We start from the raw sequence: 21750 nt of genomic DNA on the forward strand, positions 1-21750 counted from the left end.
CTCATGATGCATCGACAGGCATTGGCGTGATGTTGCCGGATAACGCGGCGCTTAGGCTGTGGGTTGGTGCAAACGATTCGGCCTGCGCCATGGGCCAGGCGACCCTGAATATGGTTTGCCGGAACTTCCCGTCCAGCAACTCGCCTTTTTCCAGGTCGGGGAACAGGGCCGACAGCACCCGGACTTCACCGCTGGGTATGCGCCTGGCAATATGATGCGGGCGAAGCTCGCAGGGGTGTTCGAGCCCGGCCGCGCCAAGCAATTCGCCCAGGGCTTTCAATGTGTTCTTGTGGAAGCTGGCTACCCGTACGGATTTGTCGCCGACCACCAGGCCTGCCTGCCGCTTCGGGTCTTGAGTCGTAACGCCAGTGGGGCAATTGCCCGTATGACAGGTCTGGGCTTGTATGCAGCCTATGGCGAACATGAACGCGCGGGCGCTGTTGCACCAGTCGGCCCCCATGGCCAGTGTGCGCGCCATGTCGAAAGCACTGATGATTTTTCCGGAAGCCCCCAGTTTGATTTGCTCGCGCAGGCCTATGCCGACCAGCGTGTTGTGAACCAGGCGCAGCCCTTCGCGCAAGGGCGTTCCCACATGGTCCACGAATTCGATGGGTGCCGCGCCGGTGCCTCCCTCGGCGCCATCCACCACAATGAAGTCGGGGGTGATGCCGGTTTTCAGCATGGCTTTGGCGATGGCGAACCATTCCCACGGGTGGCCTACGCACAGTTTGAAGCCCACGGGTTTTCCACCGGAAAGCGTGCGCAGGCGTGCGACGAACTGCATCAGTTCGACGGGGGTGTTGAAGGCGCTGTGCTTGGATGGCGAATTGCAGTCTTGCCAGGCGGGCACGCCCCGGGCGGCGGCGATTTCGAGAGTCACCTTGGGGCCGGGCAGGATGCCGCCATGGCCAGGCTTGGCGCCTTGCGACAGCTTGATTTCAATCATCTTGATGCTGTCCTGCTTCGCCCGTTCGACAAACGCCTGCTCTGAAAAATTGCCCTGTTCGTCGCGGCATCCGAAGTAGCCCGAACCGATATTCCAGATCAGCGAACCGCCATGGGCCAGGTGGTAGCGGCTGACGCCGCCTTCGCCGGTGTCGTGGGCAAAATTGCCCAACGCGGCCCCTTTGTTCAGGGCCATGACGGCATTGGCCGAAAGCGCGCCGAAACTCATTGCCGAAATGTTCAGCACCGACAGGGAAACGGGCTGGGTGCAGTCGGGGCCGCCCAGATCGATGCGAAAGTCGCTGTCTTTCGGATGTGCCGGATCCATGGAATGATTGATCCACTCGTAGTCGGTGCCGTAGACGTCGCGCTGGGTGCCGAATGGACGTTTATCGATCTGCTGTTTGGCGCGCTGATAGACCAGCGATCGATCGGAGCGGGAGAACGGCAATTGCTGGGTGTCGTCTTCGAGAAAGTATTGGCGTATTTCCGGCCGGATGAATTCGAATATGAAGCGCAGATTGCCGATGATGGGGTAGTTGCGCCGGATGGCGTGGCGGGTTTGGGTCAGGTCGGCGATTCCCACTGCCACGAGCGCGGCGAAAACCAGGGTTGCGATCAACCACCATGCGGTGAAGGCCAATGCCAGGCCCAGGGTGACCAATGTGCCGAGTATGGCCAGGTAAAATGCGGTGTAGCGTGTGAGCAAGCGATCCATGGATTGATCCTAGAGGTTCCTTGTGTCGAACCATACCAGAATTGGACGGCCGCGAGGGCCGTCCCCACCAACACCCATTGGCTCTGCCGCTCATCTTCCCTTGGAGACGACGCCGGCTCAGCAAGCGCTCAGGCGCTGGGTTTTTTCGACCGACAGGCCGAACAGGGGACGCAGCCGTACGCCGAGGATGCTGCCCATGAAGGCGCTGGGCAACCAGATCCATGCATGCAGGCTGCCTGAAATCATGCCGCTGAAGTAGGCGCCGATATTGCAGCCCCATCCCAGGCGAGCGCCGAAACCCAGCATCAGGCCTCCCAATATGGCCGCCAGCAGCGACCGAAAGGGGACTTTCCATACGGGTGCGAAACGACCCGCCAGCGAGGCCGCCGCCAGGGCACCCAGCATAATGCCGATATCCATCACCGAAGTGACGTCCTGGCGTATCGGTGCAAACAGCGTGTCTTGATCATTGGCCCAGTACTGCCAGAAAGCGACATCGGATCCGCCCGCATCGAGTGCCTTGGCGCCCCACAGCGTGAAGGCCGAGGTGATGCCCCATGGGCGCCCGGAGATGGCCAGCGTGGCAAAATTGAGCAGTACCAGTGCGATCGCGCCCCAGACCAGCGGCCAGGGGCCGCGGATAAGCTGCCACAATGGCTTGCGTTCGATGCCGGCCGGCTTGACAAGCGCGCCGTGGCGGCGTTTTTCGATGCGGGTCGTAAGCCAGTAGATGAGCGCGAACACCACCAGGTTGGCGGCCAGGGCGACCGGCCACCCCCATTCTTTGACCAGAGAGGTTGGCGGCAATGAGGGGAGCGTGGCCCACCAGGTGAAATTGATCGTGGCCAGTACCGAGCCCGCCACAAAGCTGAACAGGGTAATGATCATGCGGGTGCTGCCGCCGCCCACGGCAAACAGCGTACCCGAGGCGCAGCCGCCGCCCAGCTGCATGCCTATGCCGAAAACGAAGGCTCCAATCACCACCGACAAGCTGGCGGGGGCGACAATTCCCGAAACGTGCTGGCCGAACAGGCTGCCTTGCGCCAGGCATGGAAAGAACAGCACGACGCCCAGTGCCAGCATGACCATTTGCGCACGCAAGCCAGCGCCGCGGCCATCGGAAACGAAGACTCGCCAGGCTTGGGTAAACCCGAATGAAGCATGGTAGAGCGTGACGCCCAGCAAGGCCCCCACGATCCACAGCGAGCTTTGGCGCCAGCCGACTTCCTGATTCAGGTAATTGGCGCCGATGGCAAGCAAAACTAACGATACGATTAGCGGCTTGTAGTTGATGCGCGACGACAGGGAGGGTGCAGCGGGATTCAACGCGGAGACTAACGTATTCATATAGGGGATCTGAAAGTGGGGCGAGGCGGATTCGCCATGAAAGCAGAGTCTAGCGGCAGGAGGCTTATTCTAAAACGAATATATGGATATTCTCTTATAGCTAATTTTTATATAAAAATTTATAGCATGGTTAGTAGGTAATTTGCAGCCATGCCGCCAAGGCGATAAGAGTGACCAGCAAAACGGGTAACGTTAATACGATGCCTGTGCGAAAATAAGCGCCCCAGCCAATATTAATGCCGCGCCGAGCCAGTATATGCAGCCAAAGCAGCGTTGCCAGGCTGCCGATAGGGGTAATTTTTGGCCCCAGGTCGCTGCCTATGATGTTGGCGTAAATCATGGCGTGCTGCACCAGCTCGGGCGCGTGGGTGTCTTGTATCGACAGCATGCCCAGCAGTACACCGGGCAGATTATTGGTTACCGATGATAAAAAAGCGGCCATGAACCCGGTGCCCAGCGTGGCAATCCATAAGCCCGAGTCGGCGAAAAACTGGAACAAGGCTGAAAGCCACGCGGTGAGTCCGGCGTTGCGCAGGGCCAACACGATCAAGTACATGCCCAGGGAGAAAAAAACGATATTCCATGGCGCCAGACGCAGCAGGCGGCGTGTGCCGACGATGTGGTTGCGGCCCGCCACGGCAAGCAGAACGCATGCCCCTGTTCCCGCGATGGCACTGGTGGGAATGTGGAAACGGCCCAGTGTGAAAAACCCTGCAAGAGTCAGAAGCAGGACTATCCAGCCGGCGTGAAAGGTTTGCCGGTCGCGGATTCCCGATGCGGGCGCAGGCAGGTTCCCGATAGCGTAGCGGTGCGGCACCAGTTTTTTGAAATACAGGCACAGCACGATCAGGCTGATGGCGATTGCCACCATGTTCACGGGCAGCATGACGGCCGCATAATCGCCAAAGCCTATCCTGAAGAAGTCGGCCGACAGGATATTCACCAGGTTCGAAATGCTGAGCGGCAGACTGGCCGTATCCGAGATGAAACCGGCGGCGATGACAAAGGCGAACAGAGGGGCGCCGGAAAGCCCGAGAGCCAGCAGAATCTCGATGACGATGGGAGTCAGTATCAGCGCGGCCCCATCGTTGGTCAGCAGACCTGAAATGCCCGCTCCAAATAGAGTTATCAAGATAAAAAGTGCGATTCCCCTGCCGCGGCCCCATCGAACGACGTGCAGGGCGAACCATTTGAAGAAACCGGCTTCGTCAAGAATGGAGTTGGTAATAATGATGGCGATCAGGGTGGCGGTGGCATTCCAGACAATCCGCCAGATTTCGGCTATATCGCTCAGGTGTATCAAACCCAGTACCAGGCAGGCTGCCGCTCCAAGCAGGGCGCTCCAGCCTATGCCTATTTGCCAGGGTTGCCTGATCACCAAGAACAGTGTGCCGACAAATATGGCCAGGGCTGCGGCGGCGGAGAGAATTGTCATGGAGGACTTGGGAATGCGGTTGGCGCGGCGGCGGATAAATGGTTGATAGTAGTAAAATCCCAGCTCTTCAGGAAGTGAGGACGACCTCACCGCTCCAATATTTAAACAGGGACGACCCTCTTGCTTAGAGAGCACAGTATGTCTTGGCTTATTCTCGTTGTCGCTGGCCTGTTTGAAATCGGTTGGGCCATTGGCCTTAAATATACCGAAGGTTTTACCCGCTTGTGGCCCTCTGTGGGTACCGTCGCCAGCATGGTGGTTAGCGTTGCCCTGTTGGGAGTTGCAATGAAAACTCTGCCGGTGGGCTCCGCCTACGCGGTTTGGGTGGGCGTGGGGGCTGTCGGAACTGTCATCCTGGGAATCATTCTGTTTGGCGATTCGGCCAGCCTGCCCAGATTGATCAGTGTGGGTTTGATTATTTTGGGCATAGTGGGGCTTAAAATCGCGGCGTAGCGGCCACGCCGCCTAGTACTGTCGAATGTCGCGCGGGGAGTCTTTCTTGATCGAGCAAATCACACTGGTTTTAGGCAATTGGGAAACGTACCAAGAGCCGGCCATGGAAGTCCGGTACGAGGTCTTCGTACAGGAGCAGCATGTGCCTGTCGAAGAAGAACGCGATCAGGAGGATGCCCATTGCGTGCATGCCGTGGCGTTCGGCCGGGACGGCAGGCCTGTCGGCACTGGGCGTTTGCTGCGCAACGCCCATATAGGCCGCATGGCGGTGCGTGCCACGCATCGCGGTCTGGGTGTGGGTTCCAGGCTATTGACAGCCTTGGTCGACGAGGCTCGCCGGCGGCAGTACCCCGAAGTGGTGCTGTCGGCCCAGGTTCATGCGCGTGCCTTTTACGAAGCGCACGGCTTCGTGGCCCAGGGCGAAACCTATATAGAGGCTGGCATTGAACACATCACCATGCGGCGGATATTGATTGCGGCCTGATGCGAAAGCGAAAGCCGCCGGGAAATGTGTTGCAGCGTGTTGCCGTATCCATCGGTTTTCGTTGAGGCGCATATGAATATGCTCTAAAATCTGGCGATGCTTGGCAGGGGGCGCAATGCTCTTTATCCATGCGGTTTCCAGACATTTTGGGACGATGCCGTCCCCAAAGATGGTGATTTTGGAGTTTCAGGAATTGGGCAGAAAAACACGGGGCGAAACGCCAAAAAGCTATACTGTCCCCAAGTCGTCCCCAAGGCTGTCCCCACGAGGCAACAAAAAACCCCGTAAATCAACGACTTACGGGGTGCTCTGTAATCATTTTTGGTGCCCAGGAGAGGACTCGAACCTCCACACCTTGCGGCACATGGACCTGAACCATGCGCGTCTACCAATTCCGCCACCTGGGCAAAACGTTTTGGCCTGAGCCAATTCGTTAAGAGGCGCAAGTATAACTTATTTTTTAATTAAACGGAAATTTATCTTTTGACCAAACGATCTAAAAACGAAGCTAATAAGAACGAGATCTCTAACGGTTTGTCTGAATTGCCTCCCGATTTTGACCCTGATGTCCCTAGCCGCGAAGTGATTCTGAAGCAATTGCGCGCGTCGGCACAGCCTGTAGCGCTGGATGCATTTGCCAAGTCTGTGGGCGCGTCGGTGCCTGTTTCCACTGGATTCGAGCGCCGCCTCAAAGCCATGGAGCGGGACGGGCAATTGTTCTTTACTGCTCAAGGCCAGGTGTCGATAAGCAGCAAGCCCGATTTTATTGCCGGGCGTGTGCAGGGCCACCGCGATGGCTTTGGCTTTTTGATGCGCGACGATGGCGGTCCCGACCTGTTTTTATCGCCGCGGGAAATGCTGAAAGTGCTGCATGGCGACCGGGTGCTGGCCAAGCCCGATGGCGAATACCGGGGCAAGCCCGAGGCGACCATTGTCGAAGTGGTCGAACGGCGCACCAACAAGCTGGTTGGCCGCTTCCTGAAAGAGCGGGGCGCACTTATCGTGGCTCCCGAGGATCAGCGCATCAAGCACGATATCCTGATCCCGGCTGCCGATACAGCGGGCGCCGAACATGGGCAGGTTGTGACGGTTCAAATCGTTCAGCAGCCTACGCGCCATACCCAGCCCTTGGGGCGTGTCGTCGAAGTGCTGGGTGAAATCGATGATCCAGGTATGGAAATTGAAATTGCGGTGCGCAAATTCGATGTTCCGCTGGATTTTTCCGAAGAATCCGTGAAGCAGGCGGCCAAGCTGCCGGGCACGGTAAAAGCGGGCGAACTAAAAGGCCGCATCGATTTGCGCGATGTGCCGTTCGTGACGATAGATGGCGAAGATGCGCGCGATTTTGACGATGCGGTATTTTGCATGCCCATCGATGTTGGCACGGAGAAGCGCAAAAAAACTGCGTGGCGTTTGCTGGTCGCAATTGCCGATGTGAGCCATTATGTGCGCGTGGGCGATGCGCTTGACGATGACGCGCTCGAACGCGGCACCAGTGTGTATTTTCCGCGCCGCGTGATTCCGATGCTGCCCGAGTCGCTGTCCAACGGAATTTGTTCGCTTAATCCCAAGGTCGATCGCCTGGTGATGGTGTGCGACATGGTGATCCACGCCAGTGGCGCCAAGGCCGGGACGGTCAGCGCTTATCAATTTTACGAAGCGGTTATCCATTCGCACGCCCGTACAACCTATACCGATGTCTGGGCCGCCTTGCAGCAGCCAACCGGGCCGGCTGCTCAAACCATGCTGAATGTCCTGCCGCATCTGCAGAATCTTTATGAGCTTTACCTGCTGTTCTCTCCCGCCAGAGTCAAGCGCGGCGCCATTGATTTCGACACGGTCGAGACCAAGATCCTGTGCAATCCCTTGGGCCGGATTGAAAAAATTGTCCCCTATACGCGCAACGATGCGCATCGCCTGATCGAAGAATGCATGCTGGCCGCGAACACGTGCGCGGCCGATTTCATGGTGCGCAACAAGCGCCAGGGTCTGTACCGGGTGCATGAAGGGCCCACTCCCGAAAAACTGAAAGCCTTGCGTGAATATTTACGCAACCTGGGCCTGACTCTTAACGGCGGCGATGATCCGAGCACGCACGATTACGCTCAGCTGGTCCAGGCAGCCAGTAGCCGGCCCGATTTTGAAGTGTTGCAGACGATGTGCCTGCGATCCTTGCAGCAAGCCATATACAGCCCCGAGCAAATGGGGCATTTTGGCCTGGCGTATGAGCACTACACGCACTTTACATCGCCCATCCGTCGTTATCCCGATCTCTTGACGCATCGGGTCATCAAGTCGATTCTTGCGGGTAAACAGTATGTTCCGCAGATCGACGATGTGGCTGCCTCGGCGGCGCTGCCGCGGGGTGAGCGCGAACACGCCATTTGGGAGAAGCTCGGCGTGTTGCTGTCCGCCCGGGAGCGTCGAGCTGACGATGCCTCGCGCGACGTGGAAGCATGGTTGAAATGCTGGTTCATGAAGGAGCATGTGGGCGAGGTCTTCAGCGGCCGGGTTACGGGTGTGGCCAGCTTTGGTGTTTTTATCACTCTCGAGACCCTGCACGTCGAGGGCATGGTGCATGTGTCCGAACTGGGTTCCGACTATTTTCAGTTCAACGAAGCCATGCATGAACTGCGTGGCGAGCGTACAGGTATTCGCTATCGGCTCACCGATGCGGTGCAGGTTCAGGTATCGCGTGTCGATCTCGAGGCGCGCCGCATCGAGTTCCGGTTGGTAAAGGGCACCGGCTTCAAGGAATTGAGCAAAGCCGTCGCTGCCCAGCCTGATCAGGCTGGGCAGCGACGTACCAAACGAGCCGCTCCCGCCAAGCCTGAAGCCTTGAAGGGGACCACCTCGCGTGAACGGCGGGCGGCGGCCAAGCGTAGCGAGAAAGCCGGCACCAGTTCCCGGAAACCAGGGCGGAACCGGCACTAAGGCATCAGGCCGCCTGCGGTCCGGCTTCGGCGGTCTGTTGTTTACAGCACTGCGATGCCGGGCCGGTTTTCTGCGTGGATATAAAATACGCAACGATAAGGTGGGTAGCGTTTGAGCCGCGATCGTCGGTGGCGTGCGTCCGGCGGCTTTACTCATCGGTAAAATAATCCAAGGATGGTTTTATGGCTTCTCATCAGGTGTTGGCGGGTTTTCATGCCGTGGTGGCGCGTATGCGGCGTGCTCCGGCTTCAATCAAAGAGCTGTATGTCGAGGCTTCGCGCCGCGACAAGCGCATGCAGACTTTCATCGAGCAGGTGCAGGCCGCCAGCATCCGTGTCCATCCCGTGTCGGCCGAACGGCTCGACGGGCTGGCCCGCGGCATCAGGCACCAGGGGGTCGTGGCATTGGCCGAAGCCGACAAGCTGGCGGTCGATGTGGACGAGGTTCTGGACTACCTTGAGGATAAAAATCAGCCCGCGCTGCTGCTCATTCTCGATGGCGTGACCGATCCTCACAATCTTGGCGCCTGTTTGCGGACGGCCGATGCCGCCGGCGTACACGCTGTGATCGCGCCGCGGGATCGCGCGGTGGGCCTGAACAGCACGGTCCAGCGCGTTGCGTGCGGCGCCGCGGAAACCGTACCCTATATTACCGTTACCAATCTGGCGCGGACCATGCGTCAGCTCAAGGAGCGCAATGTCTGGCTGGTGGGGACCGACGATCAGGCGCCCCAGGGCATGTACCAGGTCGATGCGCGCCAGCCCATGGCGTGGGTACTGGGAGCCGAAGGTGAAGGCATGCGCCGCCTGACCGGGGAAACCTGCGATCAGCTTGTGACCATTCCCATGCTGGGCGCGGTCGAAAGCCTGAATGTCAGCGTGGCCAGTGCGGTGTGCCTGTACGAGTCGGTGCGCCAGCGCCAGTCTTAGCTTTGGCTATGTTTGATAAGGACGCCATACAAGGCGCGCCTGAGCGCCTCGGTGTTTTTTTAGTACGATCAACTCTTACTATGTGTAACTTTCATCATGCCTGATAAAAACGGTTTTACCACTACGATTCTTCATTCCGACCGGCGCTCTTCTGTGGAGCACGGGGCGATACACAAGCCCATGCACCCGTCAACGGAATATGCGTTTTCCGACTCGCACGAGTTGGCCGCCGTGTTTCAGGGCAAAGCGGGGTTTACCTATGCCCGGCAAGGCACGCCGACCACCGCGGCACTCGAGGTCAAAGTGACCCAGATGGAAGGCGGGGTCAGTACCGTAAGCTTTGCCACGGGCATGGCTGCCCTGGCTGCAACGTTCCTGACTTTGTTGCGGGCCGGCGATCATCTGATTTCCAGCCAGTATATTTTTGGCAACACCAATAGCCTGCTGGGCACACTCAAGGGCATGGGTGTCGACGTTACTCTGGTCGACGCGACCGATATCGACAGCGTGAAACAGGCTTACCGGCCCGGCACCAAGATGGTCTTTACAGAGGCTATCGCCAATCCCGGCACGCAGGTGGCGGACCTGCGTGCAATAGGGGACTGGTGCAGGGAAAAGAACCTGATTTATGTGTTGGACAATACCCTGGCCACACCCTGGCTTTGTCAGGGTGTGGCCCTGGGGGCCAGCCTCGTCATTAATTCATTGTCCAAGCACATAGGCGGGCATGGCAACGCGCTGGGAGGGGCGGTGACCGACACGGGCCTGTACGATTGGTCCGGCTACGCAAACATCGCCGAACCTTATCGCAAGGGCAAGCCGACCTCCTGGGGGCTGACTCAAATCAAGAAAAAGGGTTTGCGCGACATGGGCGGGACACTTTCCGCGGAGGCTGCGCACCGCATTGCAGCCGGAGCCGAAACGCTGGCCCTGCGCATGGAAAAATCCTGCGGCAATGCCCTGGCCCTGGCACGCTTTTTAAGCCAGCACCCCAAGGTGGCCAAGGTTCATTACCCCGGCTTGGCCAGCCATCCGCAGCATGAGCGGGCGGTCGACTTGTTTGGCCGGGGATTTGGAGCCTTGATGGGTATCGAACTGGTCGACGATCTCGATGTCTTCGATTTCCTCAACAAGCTTAAAGTGTTGATTCTGGCGACTCACCTGGGCGACAACCGTACTCTGGTGCTGCCGGTGGCCCATACTATTTATTATGAAATGGGGCCGCAGCAGCGAGCTGTGATGGGGATTTCCGATAACCTCTTGCGCGTGTCCGTTGGCATAGAAGACACCGAGGATCTGATCGGCGACTTTGTCCAGGCGCTTGCCTAGCAGCTCGGCCCGAGTCCCGCCCGCATAAAAGGCTCGTGGGCGCGGCTCGCGCTTTTTCCCGCAGCAGGCCTCTGCAAAAGGGCGTTACCATATTTTCGCGCATCGCGGATTGACGCATCGAAAAAATTTATAAAATTTAAAGATGTTGCTGCGCAAAAACAAAAAGCTAGTGGCTATGCGGGTTTTGAGGGGTGTTTCGCTTGACAGCCTTATTTTTAAAAGGCTTAATACGCATTAGTCAGCCAAGCGTGTCAACCATTGCAAATGATGCCGCTTGGCTGCAATGTATTTGATTGAACTGGGCAGTACGTGGCGCACTCGAGTGCAACGTGCTTTTCAATTGAGCGCCAGACGATACCCGTGAGTGGCGTCTGGTTTTAATAATTTTGAGGGGTAATCCTTAATGAATAAAACAGAGCTTATCGAACACATCTCCACCAAAGCCGATTTGTCCAAAGCTGACGCCGGCCGTGCCCTCGATGCATTTATTGGCGCCGTTAAATCTACGCTCAAAAAGAAAGGCGGTACGGTTACTCTGGTTGGGTTTGGAACGTTTGCCGTGTCCGAGCGCGCTGCTCGCACAGGCCGTAATCCTCGCACCGGCGAAGCCATTAAAATCAAGAAAGCCAAAGTGCCTAAATTCCGTCCAGGCAAAGCTCTTAAAGACGCAGTCAACTAATAGGTTCCACTTGTATTTGCCTGCTCAAATACAAGTGGGCTATAATGCCCAACGCGTTTTGCATGAAGTGAAGTGGCCCCAAGTTAAAGGGGTGCTTAGCTCAGTTGGTAGAGCGGCGCCCTTACAAGGCGTAGGTCACAGGTTCGAACCCTGTAGCACCCACCACATTTCCATGCAGAAAATCAACCGCTTACGGATTATTCCTTAAGCGGTTTTTTTATAAGTACCGATAACAACTACAGACAACACAACATTATTGAGGAGGCAGTCATGGGTTGGCGTAAGAGCAACGAAATTACCAGGGAAGCATTCGTCACTGAAATACTGTTGGCCCGGCATCCGGGCTGGAAGCTGGTTACGCATGAGATCAGGGCAAACCATCTCTGGACGGTGCGGCGGCGTGATGCAGACGGGCAGCGGATGATTTGCCTTGATGTGTTGAACACGATCGATGGGCAACTGGCGCACAATTCCATGAATGAAATGGCGCACCTGCATTATTACGATTGCCCATCTGCGCTGATCGATGCCGCCGGAGCGCCCATCAACTCTGTCGCGAAACTCTGGCGCGAAGCGGTTCGCCAAAAAGGCAGATCTGAAGAATGGTTGGGACGTACCGCAAACGACATTCTCGTACGTAAGGGTCGGTACTACGCGCTTTGGGTGGCGCATTTGTGGCACAGAAGCTGGAATGCGGTCATGGCCCCCTCAGCAAAAGCACTCAATACCGACTATTGACGCCATCAGCCTGTTTTTTGCGCAAGAGCATCGATGACGAGTGCCCGAAAAAATGGGCACGCCATCGATGCTCTTCGAGCTGCCTTGCCGGCCGGCAAGCGGGCGCTTAGGGGCGCTTGCCGAATTCTGCCTTGTCCGCTGTCCAGGCCAGGGCTTGTTTGCTCAGGCTGAAGCCAAGCCCAGGTCGATTGGGCACCATCATGCGGCCGTTGCGCAGCTCAAGACGTTCGTTGAACATGGGCTCGAGCCACTCGAAATGTTCCAGCCAGGGCTCTTGCGGGTACGCCGCCGCCAGATGCAAGTGGATTTCCATGGCAAAGTGGGGCGCCAGCTTCAAGCCCTTGAAATCGGCCAGGCTCATGATTTGCAGGAAGGGCGTGATACCGCCAACACGCGGTGCATCGGGCTGAACGAAATCCGAGGCGTGAGCCGTAATCAGTTGCGCGTGCTCGCTAAAGCTGGTCAGCATCTCGCCCGTTGCGATCGGCGTGTCGAGCGAGGCTGTCAGGGCGGCGTGGCCTTCCACGTCGTAAGCATCCAGAGGCTCTTCGATCCAGGTCAGGTTGAATTGTTCCAGCACGCGGCCAAAACGCTGGGCGGTGGCACGATCCCACTGCTGGTTGGCGTCGACCATGAGCGGAAAAGCATCGCCAAGGCGCTTGCGTACTGCGGTCACGCGCTTGAGGTCGGTGGCGGTATCGGGTTGGCCCACCTTGATCTTGATGCCGCCAATGCCATTGTCCAGCGATTTGTCGATGTTCTTCAGCACCTGGTTCAAGGGCATCGAGAGGTAGCCGCCCGAGGTGTTGTAACAGCGTACGGAATCGCGGTGTGCTCCCAGCAGCTTGGCAAGCGGCAGTTTGGCGCGCTTGGCTTTGAGATCCCAGAGGGCGATGTCGAAGGGTGCAATCGCTTGCGTGGTCAGCCCGCTGCGGCCCATCGATGCGCCTGCCCAGACCAGTTTGGTCCAGATCCGTGCGATATCGTTGGCGTCTTCGCCAAGCAGTTCCGGAGCGATTTCCTTGGCGTGAGCGTACATGCCGGGTCCGCCGGCGCGTTTCGAGTAGCCGAAGCCTATGCCTTCGTGGCCATTTTCGGTCCGTATCTCGGCGAAGATAAAGGCAATTTCCGTTAGCGGTTTCTGGCGGCCCGTAAGTACCTTGGCATCACTGATGGGGGCCGCCAGCGGTAAAAATACCAGCGATACCTTGACCCAGACAATGCGGTCGGAGAGGGAGCCGGCGGGCGAAAGTACGGCCGGTTTGGTTTTTTTGGAACTCATGATGTGTCCTCAGGCGGGAAAACCTGTGTTAGTGAATAAGCAGAAGGGAAGTCGTGGCCCTATTGTTCTGCCAACCCTTGGGACAATACAAGAGTATGGATATGTGGTTTACCGGTTTTTCTCAAACAGTGGGACGAAATGGCAGGTCCATGCGCACAAACACGCCAGTGGCGGTCTGGGCAGCAAAAGTACGCCGTCAAATTTCTGATGCAAGCATGCCCGGAATAATCAATAACCCCAGCCTTTGTGCAAAGTCGATTTGCCTTTGCGTGACACGGTCTTCGCGCGACAGAAAGTTCAAGGTGCCCAGGCAGTTGCCTTCGCAGACCAAGGGAACATTGATTACCGAGCGCAGGCCCAGGGATGCAATCAGCTCATGATCTTCAAACGAGTTTTTGATGGCCGCCAATCCCTGGCCAACGAACAAAAGCTTGTTCAGCAGCACGTGGCGGCCCCAATTCGTGCCGGACTTGGACTTGGTGCCGCCTATCGGATATTTTTCCATATTTGAACTGTAGAGCCGGGTGAGCTCCATTTTTTCGGCATTGAACCGATTGACAGTGCAATGCGAGTGTTCAAGCACATGGAAAGCACACGCGTCGGCCGCCGCAAACAGATCGCCCGGAGTGGCCCCAAAGGACAATGCCGCTATGTTGGTGTAGCCATCCTTGGGCAAGTCGAGGCGGTTCCCTGAGTCGGGTTTCGGTGAAATCATTCTACAGTGATCCCCAGTTCGCGAATCAGTTTTCCATATTTATCTGCATCGTGCGCAAGAGTCTGGGCGAACTGTTGCGGGCTTGAATGAACCAGTACGACGCCGATGTTATTCATGGCCTTGACGACTGAGGGTTGTTCCAGAATCTGATTGGTTGTTTTGTTTAGGCGGGCGACCAATGCCGGGTCCATGCCTTTGGGGCCGAAGAATCCGTACCAGACTGCGAGCTCATAGCCAGGCACGGTTTCGCCCACTGTCGGGACGTCGGGAAACAGCGTAGAGCGTTTCCCCTCTGTAACCGCCAGCAGTTTCAATTTTCCGGCTTTGACGTAAGGCAGTGTTTGGGTGGCCGCACTGAACAGCACTTGCGTTCGGTTGGCGACCGTGTCGAGCACGGCCGGGGCGCCGCCCCGGTAAGGAATGTGGGTCATTTTTATGCCGGTACCCTTGTCGAACAGGGCTGCGCTCAAGTAATTGGTCGACCCGATTCCGGCCGATGCGAACGCCAGTTGGCCTGGCCTGGCTTTGGCATATTTTATGAAATCGGCGACCGTATTGACCGGCAAGGAGGCGTTTACCACCATGGTGTTTGTGACCAGCGCCAGTTCCGCTATGGGGGTGAAATCCTTGACTCCGTCGAACGGCATGTTCTTGTATAACGCTTGGTTCATGGTGTGGGTACTCATGGAACCGACAAGCAGCGTGTAGCCGTCCGGCTTTGCCTTGGCGACGATTTGCGAGCCTATATTGCCGGATGCGCCCGATCGGTTTTCGACAATGACCGACTGTCCCAATGCTTTGGTGAGTTTTTCCGAGAGCAGACGGGCAAGAATATCCGTAGAGCCTCCCGGAGCCCATGGCACGACGATGGTGATCGGCTTTTCGTCCGGCCATTTTGCGCAGGCTAGCGAAGGGGCGAGCAGAAAGCCGAAAAGAATGGCTATGGGCAGTTTCCACTTCATAATGTTCATTGCTCCGTCCTTTTAATTAGAAAGAATATTAGCGGCCGACCGCGTAGCCTTGCATGCCGCGAGGATTGGCGGCGGCACGCAAAAGCAGGCTTCCATTTTTCGTGAATTCCCGTGTGCAGGCGCTTATTCGTCCTTCGGACCATGCAGGCCCGATTTTGACTTCGTGGCCGGCTGCCTTCAGGTCGGCGATGCACGCTTCGCTGAAGCGGGATTCGAGAGTTATACGGTTCAGGATTGTCGAGCGTGGCCAGAATGAACCGGGGAAGTGGTTGATGTGCCAGGAGGGCGCCTCGATCGACTCTTGCAGATTCATGCCCATTTCGATGTGCCGCAGCAGAAACGCAAGTGACCATTGGTCCTGCTGATCCCCGCCGGGTGTACCAAAGGCCATGTAAGGTATGCCATCCCGAAGCGCCAGGCTTGGCGAAAGCGTGGTGGTAGGCCTGAAGCCAGGCCGCAAGGCTCCGGGCACTTTGTCGTCCAGCCAGCTCATCTGCAAACGAGTCGTGATGGCAAATCCAAGTTCGGGAATGACGGGGCTCGAAGACAGCCAGCCGCCCGAGGGCGTCGCCGCTACCATATTGCCGTGTTTGTCGATTACGTCCAGATGACATGTGTCGCCCACAAAGATCTCTTTGTCGGCCCATGTTTCTACCGGAGGCAATGCCGCGAAGGTAGGCTCGCCCACGCCGAAGCGGGTGTCGGCCTTTGTTAGGGTCCGGTCCGCGGCTTTCAGGTCGGGCAGGACCGGAGCACGCCCTTCGGGGCTTCCCGGTTGCAGAAATTGGGAAGACTGGGCACCGATCAGTTTTGCCCGGGCCTGCGAATATTCAAGAGACAAAAGGGCTTGCAATGGGACATGAACCGCATTGGGATCGCCGTACCAGGCCAGCTTGTCGGCATACGCGAGCTTGGCCGACTCGCTCAGATGATGGACGAAGCTGGCCGATCCAGGATCCATTCCGGATACGTTGAAATGGCGCAAGATGGACAGTTGTTGCAGAAATACCGGCCCTTGGGACCACGCGCCGCATTTTGCGACGGTATATCGACCATATTGCAAGGTTGCAGGGGTTTCATAGGCAGGTCGCCAGTGGGCCATGTCTTCCAGGCGCAGCAGGCCGGGGTTGCGCTGTCCGGTTGTGTCTCGAACGGCCTTGGTCCTGTAATAATGGTCTATGGTTTTGGCGACAAAACCTTCATACCAGATGGATAGCGCCGTATCGATTCGCTCCCGTCTGTCGGCCGATCTGCCGTTGGCTTCGCTGACGATGCGCGTGTAGGTCGATGCGATTGCAGGAAGGCGAAAGAGCTGATTCAAGTCAGGCACTTTTCCATCCGGCAGCCACGTTTTGGCGGAATCGGGCCATTCTTGCCTGAATAGATCCTGCACGGCAACAATGGCCTGCACGATGCGCGGGACGAGCGGGAATCCTTGGTTTGCCAAATCTATGGCCGGCCGTAAAACTTCTTCCAGCTCCCAGGTGCCGTAGTCTCGCAGCAAGGTCAACCACGCTCCGAATGCTCCGGGTACGCAGGCGGGCAGCAGGCCTATGCCGGGCACCAGGTCCAGTCCCATATTTCGAAAATACTGAATATTCGCAAGTTCCGGCGCAGGGCCTTGCCCGCATAAAGAAAGCAGCTTTTTCTCTTTTTCACTCCAGAAAAGAATAGGCACTTCGCCGCCGGGGCCATTCAGGTGCGGCTCTACGATCTGCAAGGCGAAGCCGCCCGCGACAGCGGCATCGAAGGCATTCCCGCCTTTTTCCAGGACGCCCATGGCGACCTGGGATGCAATCCAGTGGGTCGATGACACAACGCCGAAAGTTCCCCTGATTTCCGGTCGGGTGGTGAACGCATCTGGCATGAGAGGTGAGCCTCGGACAAAGAGATGAAATCGAGTATATCGCTTTAAAATAACCTAAAAATTGCTATTCTTTATATAGTAATAACTTATTGGTTATGGTGGCGGAGAATGCAAAATATAGTCGATCGGCTTCTGTCCAGGCTCAAGCTGCGGTACCTGGTATTGGTACTGCAGATTTCCAGGCAAGGCTCACTGACGCGTGCTGCCGAGGCGCTGGGATTTAGCCAGCCGGCGGCAAGCAAGGCCTTGAAAGAGCTGGAAGACATATTCGGAGCCCCGCTTTTTGTCAGGTCCGCCACCGGCCTGGTTCCGACTCCTTTGGGTGAGCTCGCGTTGCGCCGGGCGCGGAGCGTGCTTCAGGATATGGACAATTGGGGGCACGAAACCGAGGCAATACTGACCGGGCACACGGCGCATTTGAATGTAGGCGCCATACCTTCCGTTTCGGGCCGCTTATTGTCCAGGGCGATAGGGCAGATATATGCTTTGCACAAGGTCACGGTTTCCTTGCATAGAGCGACGAGCGATCAGTTGGTGAGGCTTATGCGGCAAGGCGAATTGGACTGCATGATAGGGCGGGCCACCGTTATCGAAGCTGGCGATAATCTGTCCGAGGATGTGTTGTATGCCCAGCGCCCTGTGCTGATAGCCAATGCGGCGCTGGTCGCAAGGTTGCGGAAGGGAAGAATTTCCCTGAGCACTCTTGCCTCGATGGATTGGATCTTGCCGTCTTTTGCCACTCCCACGGGGAAGATGATTATCGAAATTTTTGCCAAGGCGGAGGTGGCCCTGCCTTTCCCGAAAATCGAAACCTATTCGGCCGATGTCATTGAAGACCTGCTGTTGACGTCCACCTCCTTCGTGTCCCTGGTGGCCGAGGAAATCGCGATTGATATCTGCCGGAACGAAAAGATAGCGCGCGTTCCTTTCGTGTTTGAGGAAAGATTGCCCCCCATCAGCTTTATCAGGCACAAGCGCAAGACGCCTGTTTCTGCGGAACAGAATTTTGCGGCAATTTTCAAGGAAGTTTGCAATCACTTCGAGGCAGCCTCGATTGCCGGCGGATAAATACACACAGTGCATGGTACCGTGCAGGCTCGTTTCGAGCCGGTACAAAAGAAGGACATCGATGAATTACGACCTGACGACCCTCGATATTTTCGTTGCGGTGGCCGAAGAGAAAAACCTGACCAGGGCGGCGCGCCGCAAGCATCTGGCGGTATCGGCCATCAGCAAAAGAATCAAAGAGCTCGAGGACCAGGTGGGTTCGGCCTTGCTGGTTCGAAATTCCCGCGGCGTGGAGCTTACGCCGGCAGGGCAGTCCATTGCGTTTTATGCCCGTCGGTTGCAGGGGGTGCTGGGACACATGGAAAACGAGCTGGCCGAGTTTGGCAGCGGTATCAAGGGCCATGTGCGCATTCATGCCATTACGTCGGCCATTGCGCAGTTTTTGCCCAGGGATATCGCCCGTTTCGTTAGTGTGTATCCGCTGATCAAGTTCGATATTGAAGAGCGTGTGGGTTCGGCCGTGGTGCAGGCGGTGTGCGAGGGCCATGCCGACCTGGGCATTTTTGCGCAACAGACGCCAGCCCAGGGCCTGGAAGTATTTCCCTACCGCCAGGACGAACTGGTTGTGCTGGTTGCCCAGGGCCACGCCCTGGCCGGAAAAGATGGCGTGACGTTCATGGAAGTGCTTGCTCATGAATTCGTGGGGCCGCATGCCGACAGTTCCGTTCATGCGCTTTTGCTGAGCGAGGCCGGCAAGCTCGGTGAAAGGCTGGATTTCAAGATTCGCATCAGCAGTTTCGAATGCATGTGCCAGATGGTCGAGGCGGGTCTGGGGCTTGCCATTTTGCCCAGGGCCTTGGCCCGGCCCCATTTGAAGGCCAGCCGGCTCAAGATCCTGTCCCTGGATGAGCCGTGGTCCAGGCGCGATCTTCTTATAGGCATACGGAGTTTTCAGAATGCTTCGCCTACCGTTCGGGCATTGATCGATAGTCTGGGCCGCCAGGGCTGATTCGGTTGCGCGCGGGCTCCTATCGGGATTGTCGACGATGTATTTTTCCATACGTTCTCGATTCGAGAACGCAGAAATGGCAAATGATCAATTGTTCCCGTATTCAGGGCCTTGTAGCATTCGGGTAACGGACGTGCATCCACGTTTCCAGTGCAACGTTTCCTGAAGAGAAAGTCCAGGCCCATTCATGTTTATCAACCCCCTTCCAGAAAGCCTCGGCCAGATCGACATTCGCGGCCAGGTATACCACTACGTCGATCTTCCAAAAATCGTAGGCGGCGAGTGCCTGCAAAAACTGCCTTATTCGATCCGCCTGCTGCTTGAAAATGTGGCGCGCTGCGCGCCCGAGGCGTTCGACGGCGTGCTGGCCCGCGCCTGTTTCAACGGGGGCGATTGCGAGGTGCCTTTTTACCCGAATCGCCTGATGTTCCACGACACGACCTGTTTGCCGGCGCTGGTCGATTTTGCCGGGATGCGAGATGCCGTACAGGCCCTGGGCGGCACGCCGCAGGATGTCAACCCGGTAATTCCCGCGGTCCTGACGATTGATCATTCGGTGATCGTCGAGAAATATGCCAGCCCCGAGGCGGCCGAACAAAACCTGGATATCGATTTCCGGCGCAATGCCGAACGCTATCGGTTTATCAAATGGGCGGAAAAAAGCCTGGATAACTTTAAAGTCATTCCGCCTGGTACCGGGATCATTCACCAGATGAACATGGAAGTGGTGGCGCAGGTGGTATGCGAGGCTGAATTGGCCGACGGCCGCAAGCTGCTGCATCCGGACGACATGGTGGCTACCGACAGCCACACTCCCATGATCAATGCGATTGGCGTTCTGGCCTGGGGAGTGGGCGGCCTGGAAGGGCAGGCCGCTCTCGTGGGCGAACCGGTGCCGATTCCGTACCCGGAGGTGATAGGCATACGCCTGACAAACTCATTGGCCGGCGGCGTGGCGGCAAGCGATCTGGCCTTGCGCGTTGCGGAAATCCTGAGGGCCCGAAAGGTGGTCGGCAAGTTCGTCGAGTTTTTCGGGCCTGGGCTTTCCGGGCTGGGCTGGGGGGTGCGCGGCACGGTGTCGAACATGGCGCCCGAGTATGGCGCCACGGTTGTGTTTTTCCCCTTTGATGATGAAACGCACCGGTATTTGCACTTGTCGGGACGTTCGGAAGAGCACATAGAAAAAGTGGATCGTTGCTTGCAGGCGCAAGCGTTGTGGCGCCGGGACGACGCACCGGAGCCGGAGTTTGACGAAATCATCGAACTTGACCTGGCTTCCATCAAGCGCAGCATGGCAGGGCCTTTTCAGCCGCACCAGCGCCAGGATCTGTCTACGGTAGGGCCGTCGTTCAATAAACAGGTGGCGGCTTTTGCCCGGCGCGAGGGCCGCGGCCCGCTTGAACTGCAATGGCCCCGTTCATCGGACAGCCTCGATAACGGCGCAGTGGTCATTGCGGCGATTACCAGTTGCACCAATACCTCCAACCCGCAGTCCATGATTCAGGCAGGCTTGTTGGCGCGGAACGCCCGTCGCCATGGCTTGCTTCCCAAACCCTGGGTCAAGACTTCACTGTCGCCCGGATCGCAGGTCGTGGCCGATTATTTGCGTGCATCGGGTTTGATGGCGGATTTTTCCGCCGTGGGCTTTGACTTGACCGGGTTTGGCTGCATGACTTGCATCGGCAATTCAGGACGCCTGGAAAGCCATGTCGAGAAACTGGCCGATAAGGGCTTCAAAGGGGTTGCCGTGCTGTCGGGCAACCGCAATTTCGCAGGCCGGGTGAATCCGAAGGTGCCGGCGGGCTATCTGGCGTCGCCGGCCCTGGTTGTGGCTTATGCCCTGGCTGGCACGGTCGATATCAATATCGAAGCCGATCCGATCGCGCAAGATGCATTGGGAAAGGATATTTACTTGCACGACCTGATGCCCTCGGACGAGCAGGTAGGGAGCACCGTGAATACCTATTTGCGCAAAGAGGATTTCCGGGCCCGGGCCCGGACTGTTTGGGACGGCACACCTCATTGGGCCGCGCTCGATGCGGCGGCCAGCACGCAGTTTGAGTGGGACTCCCACTCTACGTACCTGCGCCGGCCCCAGTATCTGGAAGCGGTCGCCAGACAGCCCGGTGCCTCCGGGTCTTTGCGCGGCGCGCGGGTACTCATGCATCTGGGAGACAACGTCACGACCGATCATATATCGCCGGCGGGAGCCATCCCCGCGGCGAGCCTGGCGGGCCAGTGGCTGCTGGAGCGCGGCGAGGACCCGGCCGACTTGAATCAATATTCCACGCGCCGCAGCAATCATGAGGTCATGCTGCGCGGTGCCTACACCAATCAGGCGGTCAACAACAAGGTTGCCGGTACCGGGAATGCCGGTTCTGGCGGCTGGGCCTGGAACGCGTCGAGATCGCAGGTCCTGCCGGTTTACGAAGCATCCAGAAGCTACCTGGAACAGAATATTCCTCTGGTCATCATCGGCGGCATCAATTACGGCGCGGGTTCAAGCCGCGACTGGGCAGCCAAGGCTCAGTCGCTATTGGGAGTCAGGGCCGTGATCGCACAAAGCTTCGAGCGCATACACCGCAGCAACTTGATTGGAATGGGCGTCTATCCCATCGAATTCATGGCGGATTTCGATTCCGCATCGCTGGTGCTGCAAGGCGATGAAATACTGGATTTCGATGGCTTGGGAGTTCTGCATCCCGGCGTCAATGAACTTGTCCTGACCATCAGCAGGGCCGGCCAAACGCTGCGTTCCTTGCCTCTGGTGCTACGGATCGATTCCGACCAGGAGATTCGTTATCTGGATCATGGCGGGGTCTTGCCCTTTGTAATACGCAAAATGCTGGCGCGCAGCGACGGGCGGCAACTTGCGCAGACCGCCGCTACACCGGCCACGCATTGAAC

Annotated in this window: 17 protein-coding genes and 2 tRNA genes; 11 read left to right on the forward strand and 8 right to left on the reverse strand. The window is 57.6% G+C overall.

What is annotated here, in order from left to right; genetic code table 11:
- Position 1: 1 nt before the first annotated feature.
- The 3 genes from ACYVIS_RS09145 to ACYVIS_RS09155 all read right to left on the reverse strand — a co-directional run bounded on the left by ACYVIS_RS09145 (position 2) and on the right by ACYVIS_RS09155 (position 4445).
- Entirely contained in the window at positions 2-1663 is a 1662-nt protein-coding gene (locus ACYVIS_RS09145; RefSeq protein ID WP_232742793.1) for an FMN-binding glutamate synthase family protein, read from the reverse strand.
- Positions 1664-1780: 117 nt separating this feature from the next.
- Entirely contained in the window at positions 1781-3010 is a 1230-nt protein-coding gene (locus tag ACYVIS_RS09150) for a YeeE/YedE family protein (protein ID WP_460873824.1), read from the reverse strand.
- Between the two features lie 130 nt (positions 3011-3140).
- Positions 3141-4445 carry an arsenic transporter gene (locus ACYVIS_RS09155; RefSeq protein WP_232742795.1) on the reverse strand — a complete coding sequence of 435 codons (1305 nt, stop codon included), beginning with the start codon at positions 4443-4445 and terminating at the stop codon, positions 3141-3143.
- A 138-nt stretch (positions 4446-4583) separates the two neighbouring features.
- On the opposite strand from ACYVIS_RS09155, the gene sugE reads away from it, so the two are divergent.
- Both sugE and ACYVIS_RS09165 read left to right on the forward strand, forming a co-directional pair.
- The gene (gene sugE / locus ACYVIS_RS09160) at positions 4584-4898 is read left to right on the forward strand and encodes a quaternary ammonium compound efflux SMR transporter SugE (protein ID WP_232742796.1); all 315 of its coding nucleotides are present in this window, start codon (positions 4584-4586) and stop codon (positions 4896-4898) included.
- 46 nt (positions 4899-4944) lie between these two features.
- Positions 4945-5382 carry a GNAT family N-acetyltransferase gene (locus tag ACYVIS_RS09165; RefSeq protein ID WP_370635925.1) on the forward strand — a complete coding sequence of 146 codons (438 nt, stop codon included), beginning with the start codon at positions 4945-4947 and terminating at the stop codon, positions 5380-5382.
- A 322-nt stretch (positions 5383-5704) separates the two neighbouring features.
- On the opposite strand, the gene ACYVIS_RS09170 is transcribed toward ACYVIS_RS09165, so the two are convergent.
- Positions 5705-5789: transfer RNA gene (locus ACYVIS_RS09170), tRNA-Leu, on the reverse strand.
- A 76-nt stretch (positions 5790-5865) separates the two neighbouring features.
- Between ACYVIS_RS09170 and rnr the strand changes: the two genes are divergently transcribed.
- From rnr to ACYVIS_RS09200, 6 genes are all read left to right on the forward strand, one after another.
- Positions 5866-8316 (forward strand): ribonuclease R, encoded by a 2451-nt coding sequence (rnr, locus tag ACYVIS_RS09175; protein ID WP_460873825.1) that lies wholly within the window; start codon positions 5866-5868, stop codon positions 8314-8316.
- 182 nt (positions 8317-8498) lie between these two features.
- On the forward strand, positions 8499-9245 hold the full coding sequence (gene rlmB, locus ACYVIS_RS09180) for a 23S rRNA (guanosine(2251)-2'-O)-methyltransferase RlmB (protein WP_232742798.1): 747 nt from the start codon (positions 8499-8501) through the stop codon (positions 9243-9245).
- A gap of 96 nt (positions 9246-9341) precedes the next feature.
- Positions 9342-10574, forward strand: a complete 1233-nt coding sequence (locus ACYVIS_RS09185; protein ID WP_460873826.1) for a cystathionine gamma-synthase family protein — start codon at positions 9342-9344, stop codon at positions 10572-10574.
- 403 nt (positions 10575-10977) lie between these two features.
- Positions 10978-11253: an HU family DNA-binding protein gene (locus ACYVIS_RS09190; protein WP_232742800.1), complete on the forward strand. Its 276-nt coding sequence runs from the start codon at positions 10978-10980 to the stop codon at positions 11251-11253.
- Positions 11254-11342: 89 nt separating this feature from the next.
- Positions 11343-11418: transfer RNA gene (locus tag ACYVIS_RS09195), tRNA-Val, on the forward strand.
- Between the two features lie 105 nt (positions 11419-11523).
- A complete protein-coding gene (locus tag ACYVIS_RS09200) occupies positions 11524-11991 on the forward strand; it encodes a hypothetical protein (protein WP_232742801.1) in 468 nt (155 codons plus the stop codon).
- A 106-nt stretch (positions 11992-12097) separates the two neighbouring features.
- On the opposite strand, the gene ACYVIS_RS09205 is transcribed toward ACYVIS_RS09200, so the two are convergent.
- The 4 genes from ACYVIS_RS09205 to ACYVIS_RS09220 form a co-directional block, all read right to left on the reverse strand.
- Complete coding sequence (locus tag ACYVIS_RS09205) at positions 12098-13273, reverse strand: L-talarate/galactarate dehydratase (protein WP_460873827.1); 1176 nt, start codon at positions 13271-13273, stop codon at positions 12098-12100.
- Positions 13274-13469: 196 nt separating this feature from the next.
- The gene (locus ACYVIS_RS09210) at positions 13470-13988 is read right to left on the reverse strand and encodes a GAF domain-containing protein (protein ID WP_232742803.1); all 519 of its coding nucleotides are present in this window, start codon (positions 13986-13988) and stop codon (positions 13470-13472) included.
- On the reverse strand, positions 13985-14950 hold the full coding sequence (locus ACYVIS_RS09215) for a Bug family tripartite tricarboxylate transporter substrate binding protein (protein ID WP_370635981.1): 966 nt from the start codon (positions 14948-14950) through the stop codon (positions 13985-13987). The genes ACYVIS_RS09210 and ACYVIS_RS09215 overlap by 4 nt, the downstream gene beginning before the upstream one ends.
- 37 nt (positions 14951-14987) lie before the next feature.
- A complete protein-coding gene (locus ACYVIS_RS09220) occupies positions 14988-16826 on the reverse strand; it encodes a gamma-glutamyltransferase family protein (protein ID WP_232742805.1) in 1839 nt (612 codons plus the stop codon).
- A 108-nt stretch (positions 16827-16934) separates the two neighbouring features.
- Between ACYVIS_RS09220 and ACYVIS_RS09225 the strand changes: the two genes are divergently transcribed.
- From ACYVIS_RS09225 to acnA, 3 genes are all read left to right on the forward strand, one after another.
- Positions 16935-17894: a LysR family transcriptional regulator gene (locus tag ACYVIS_RS09225; protein WP_232742806.1), complete on the forward strand. Its 960-nt coding sequence runs from the start codon at positions 16935-16937 to the stop codon at positions 17892-17894.
- A gap of 61 nt (positions 17895-17955) precedes the next feature.
- Positions 17956-18843 carry a LysR family transcriptional regulator gene (locus tag ACYVIS_RS09230; RefSeq protein ID WP_232742807.1) on the forward strand — a complete coding sequence of 296 codons (888 nt, stop codon included), beginning with the start codon at positions 17956-17958 and terminating at the stop codon, positions 18841-18843.
- A gap of 187 nt (positions 18844-19030) precedes the next feature.
- On the forward strand, positions 19031-21748 hold the full coding sequence (acnA, locus tag ACYVIS_RS09235; protein ID WP_460873828.1) for an aconitate hydratase AcnA: 2718 nt from the start codon (positions 19031-19033) through the stop codon (positions 21746-21748).
- The last annotated feature ends 2 nt before the right edge of the window (positions 21749-21750 follow it).

This window comes from Paralcaligenes ginsengisoli, assembly GCF_054781135.1.

Excerpts from the sequence above, each read along its gene's own strand:
- ACYVIS_RS09150 (WP_460873824.1), bottom strand. The coding sequence starts at position 3,010 with ATGAATACGTTAGTCTCCGCGTTGAATCCCGCTGCACCCTCCCTGTCG.
- ACYVIS_RS09145 (WP_232742793.1), bottom strand. The coding sequence starts at position 1,663 with ATGGATCGCTTGCTCACACGCTACACCGCATTTTACCTGGCCATACTC.
- ACYVIS_RS09205 (WP_460873827.1), bottom strand. The coding sequence starts at position 13,273 with ATGAGTTCCAAAAAAACCAAACCGGCCGTACTTTCGCCCGCCGGCTCC.
- ACYVIS_RS09190 (WP_232742800.1), top strand. The coding sequence starts at position 10,978 with ATGAATAAAACAGAGCTTATCGAACACATCTCCACCAAAGCCGATTTG.
- ACYVIS_RS09185 (WP_460873826.1), top strand. The coding sequence starts at position 9,342 with ATGCCTGATAAAAACGGTTTTACCACTACGATTCTTCATTCCGACCGG.
- rlmB (WP_232742798.1), top strand. The coding sequence starts at position 8,499 with ATGGCTTCTCATCAGGTGTTGGCGGGTTTTCATGCCGTGGTGGCGCGT.
- ACYVIS_RS09210 (WP_232742803.1), bottom strand. The coding sequence starts at position 13,988 with ATGATTTCACCGAAACCCGACTCAGGGAACCGCCTCGACTTGCCCAAG.
- sugE (WP_232742796.1), top strand. The coding sequence starts at position 4,584 with ATGTCTTGGCTTATTCTCGTTGTCGCTGGCCTGTTTGAAATCGGTTGG.
- ACYVIS_RS09215 (WP_370635981.1), bottom strand. The coding sequence starts at position 14,950 with ATGAAGTGGAAACTGCCCATAGCCATTCTTTTCGGCTTTCTGCTCGCC.
- ACYVIS_RS09225 (WP_232742806.1), top strand. The coding sequence starts at position 16,935 with ATGCAAAATATAGTCGATCGGCTTCTGTCCAGGCTCAAGCTGCGGTAC.
- ACYVIS_RS09220 (WP_232742805.1), bottom strand. The coding sequence starts at position 16,826 with ATGCCAGATGCGTTCACCACCCGACCGGAAATCAGGGGAACTTTCGGC.
- acnA (WP_460873828.1), top strand. The coding sequence starts at position 19,031 with ATGTTTATCAACCCCCTTCCAGAAAGCCTCGGCCAGATCGACATTCGC.
- ACYVIS_RS09200 (WP_232742801.1), top strand. The coding sequence starts at position 11,524 with ATGGGTTGGCGTAAGAGCAACGAAATTACCAGGGAAGCATTCGTCACT.
- ACYVIS_RS09230 (WP_232742807.1), top strand. The coding sequence starts at position 17,956 with ATGAATTACGACCTGACGACCCTCGATATTTTCGTTGCGGTGGCCGAA.
- ACYVIS_RS09155 (WP_232742795.1), bottom strand. The coding sequence starts at position 4,445 with ATGACAATTCTCTCCGCCGCCGCAGCCCTGGCCATATTTGTCGGCACA.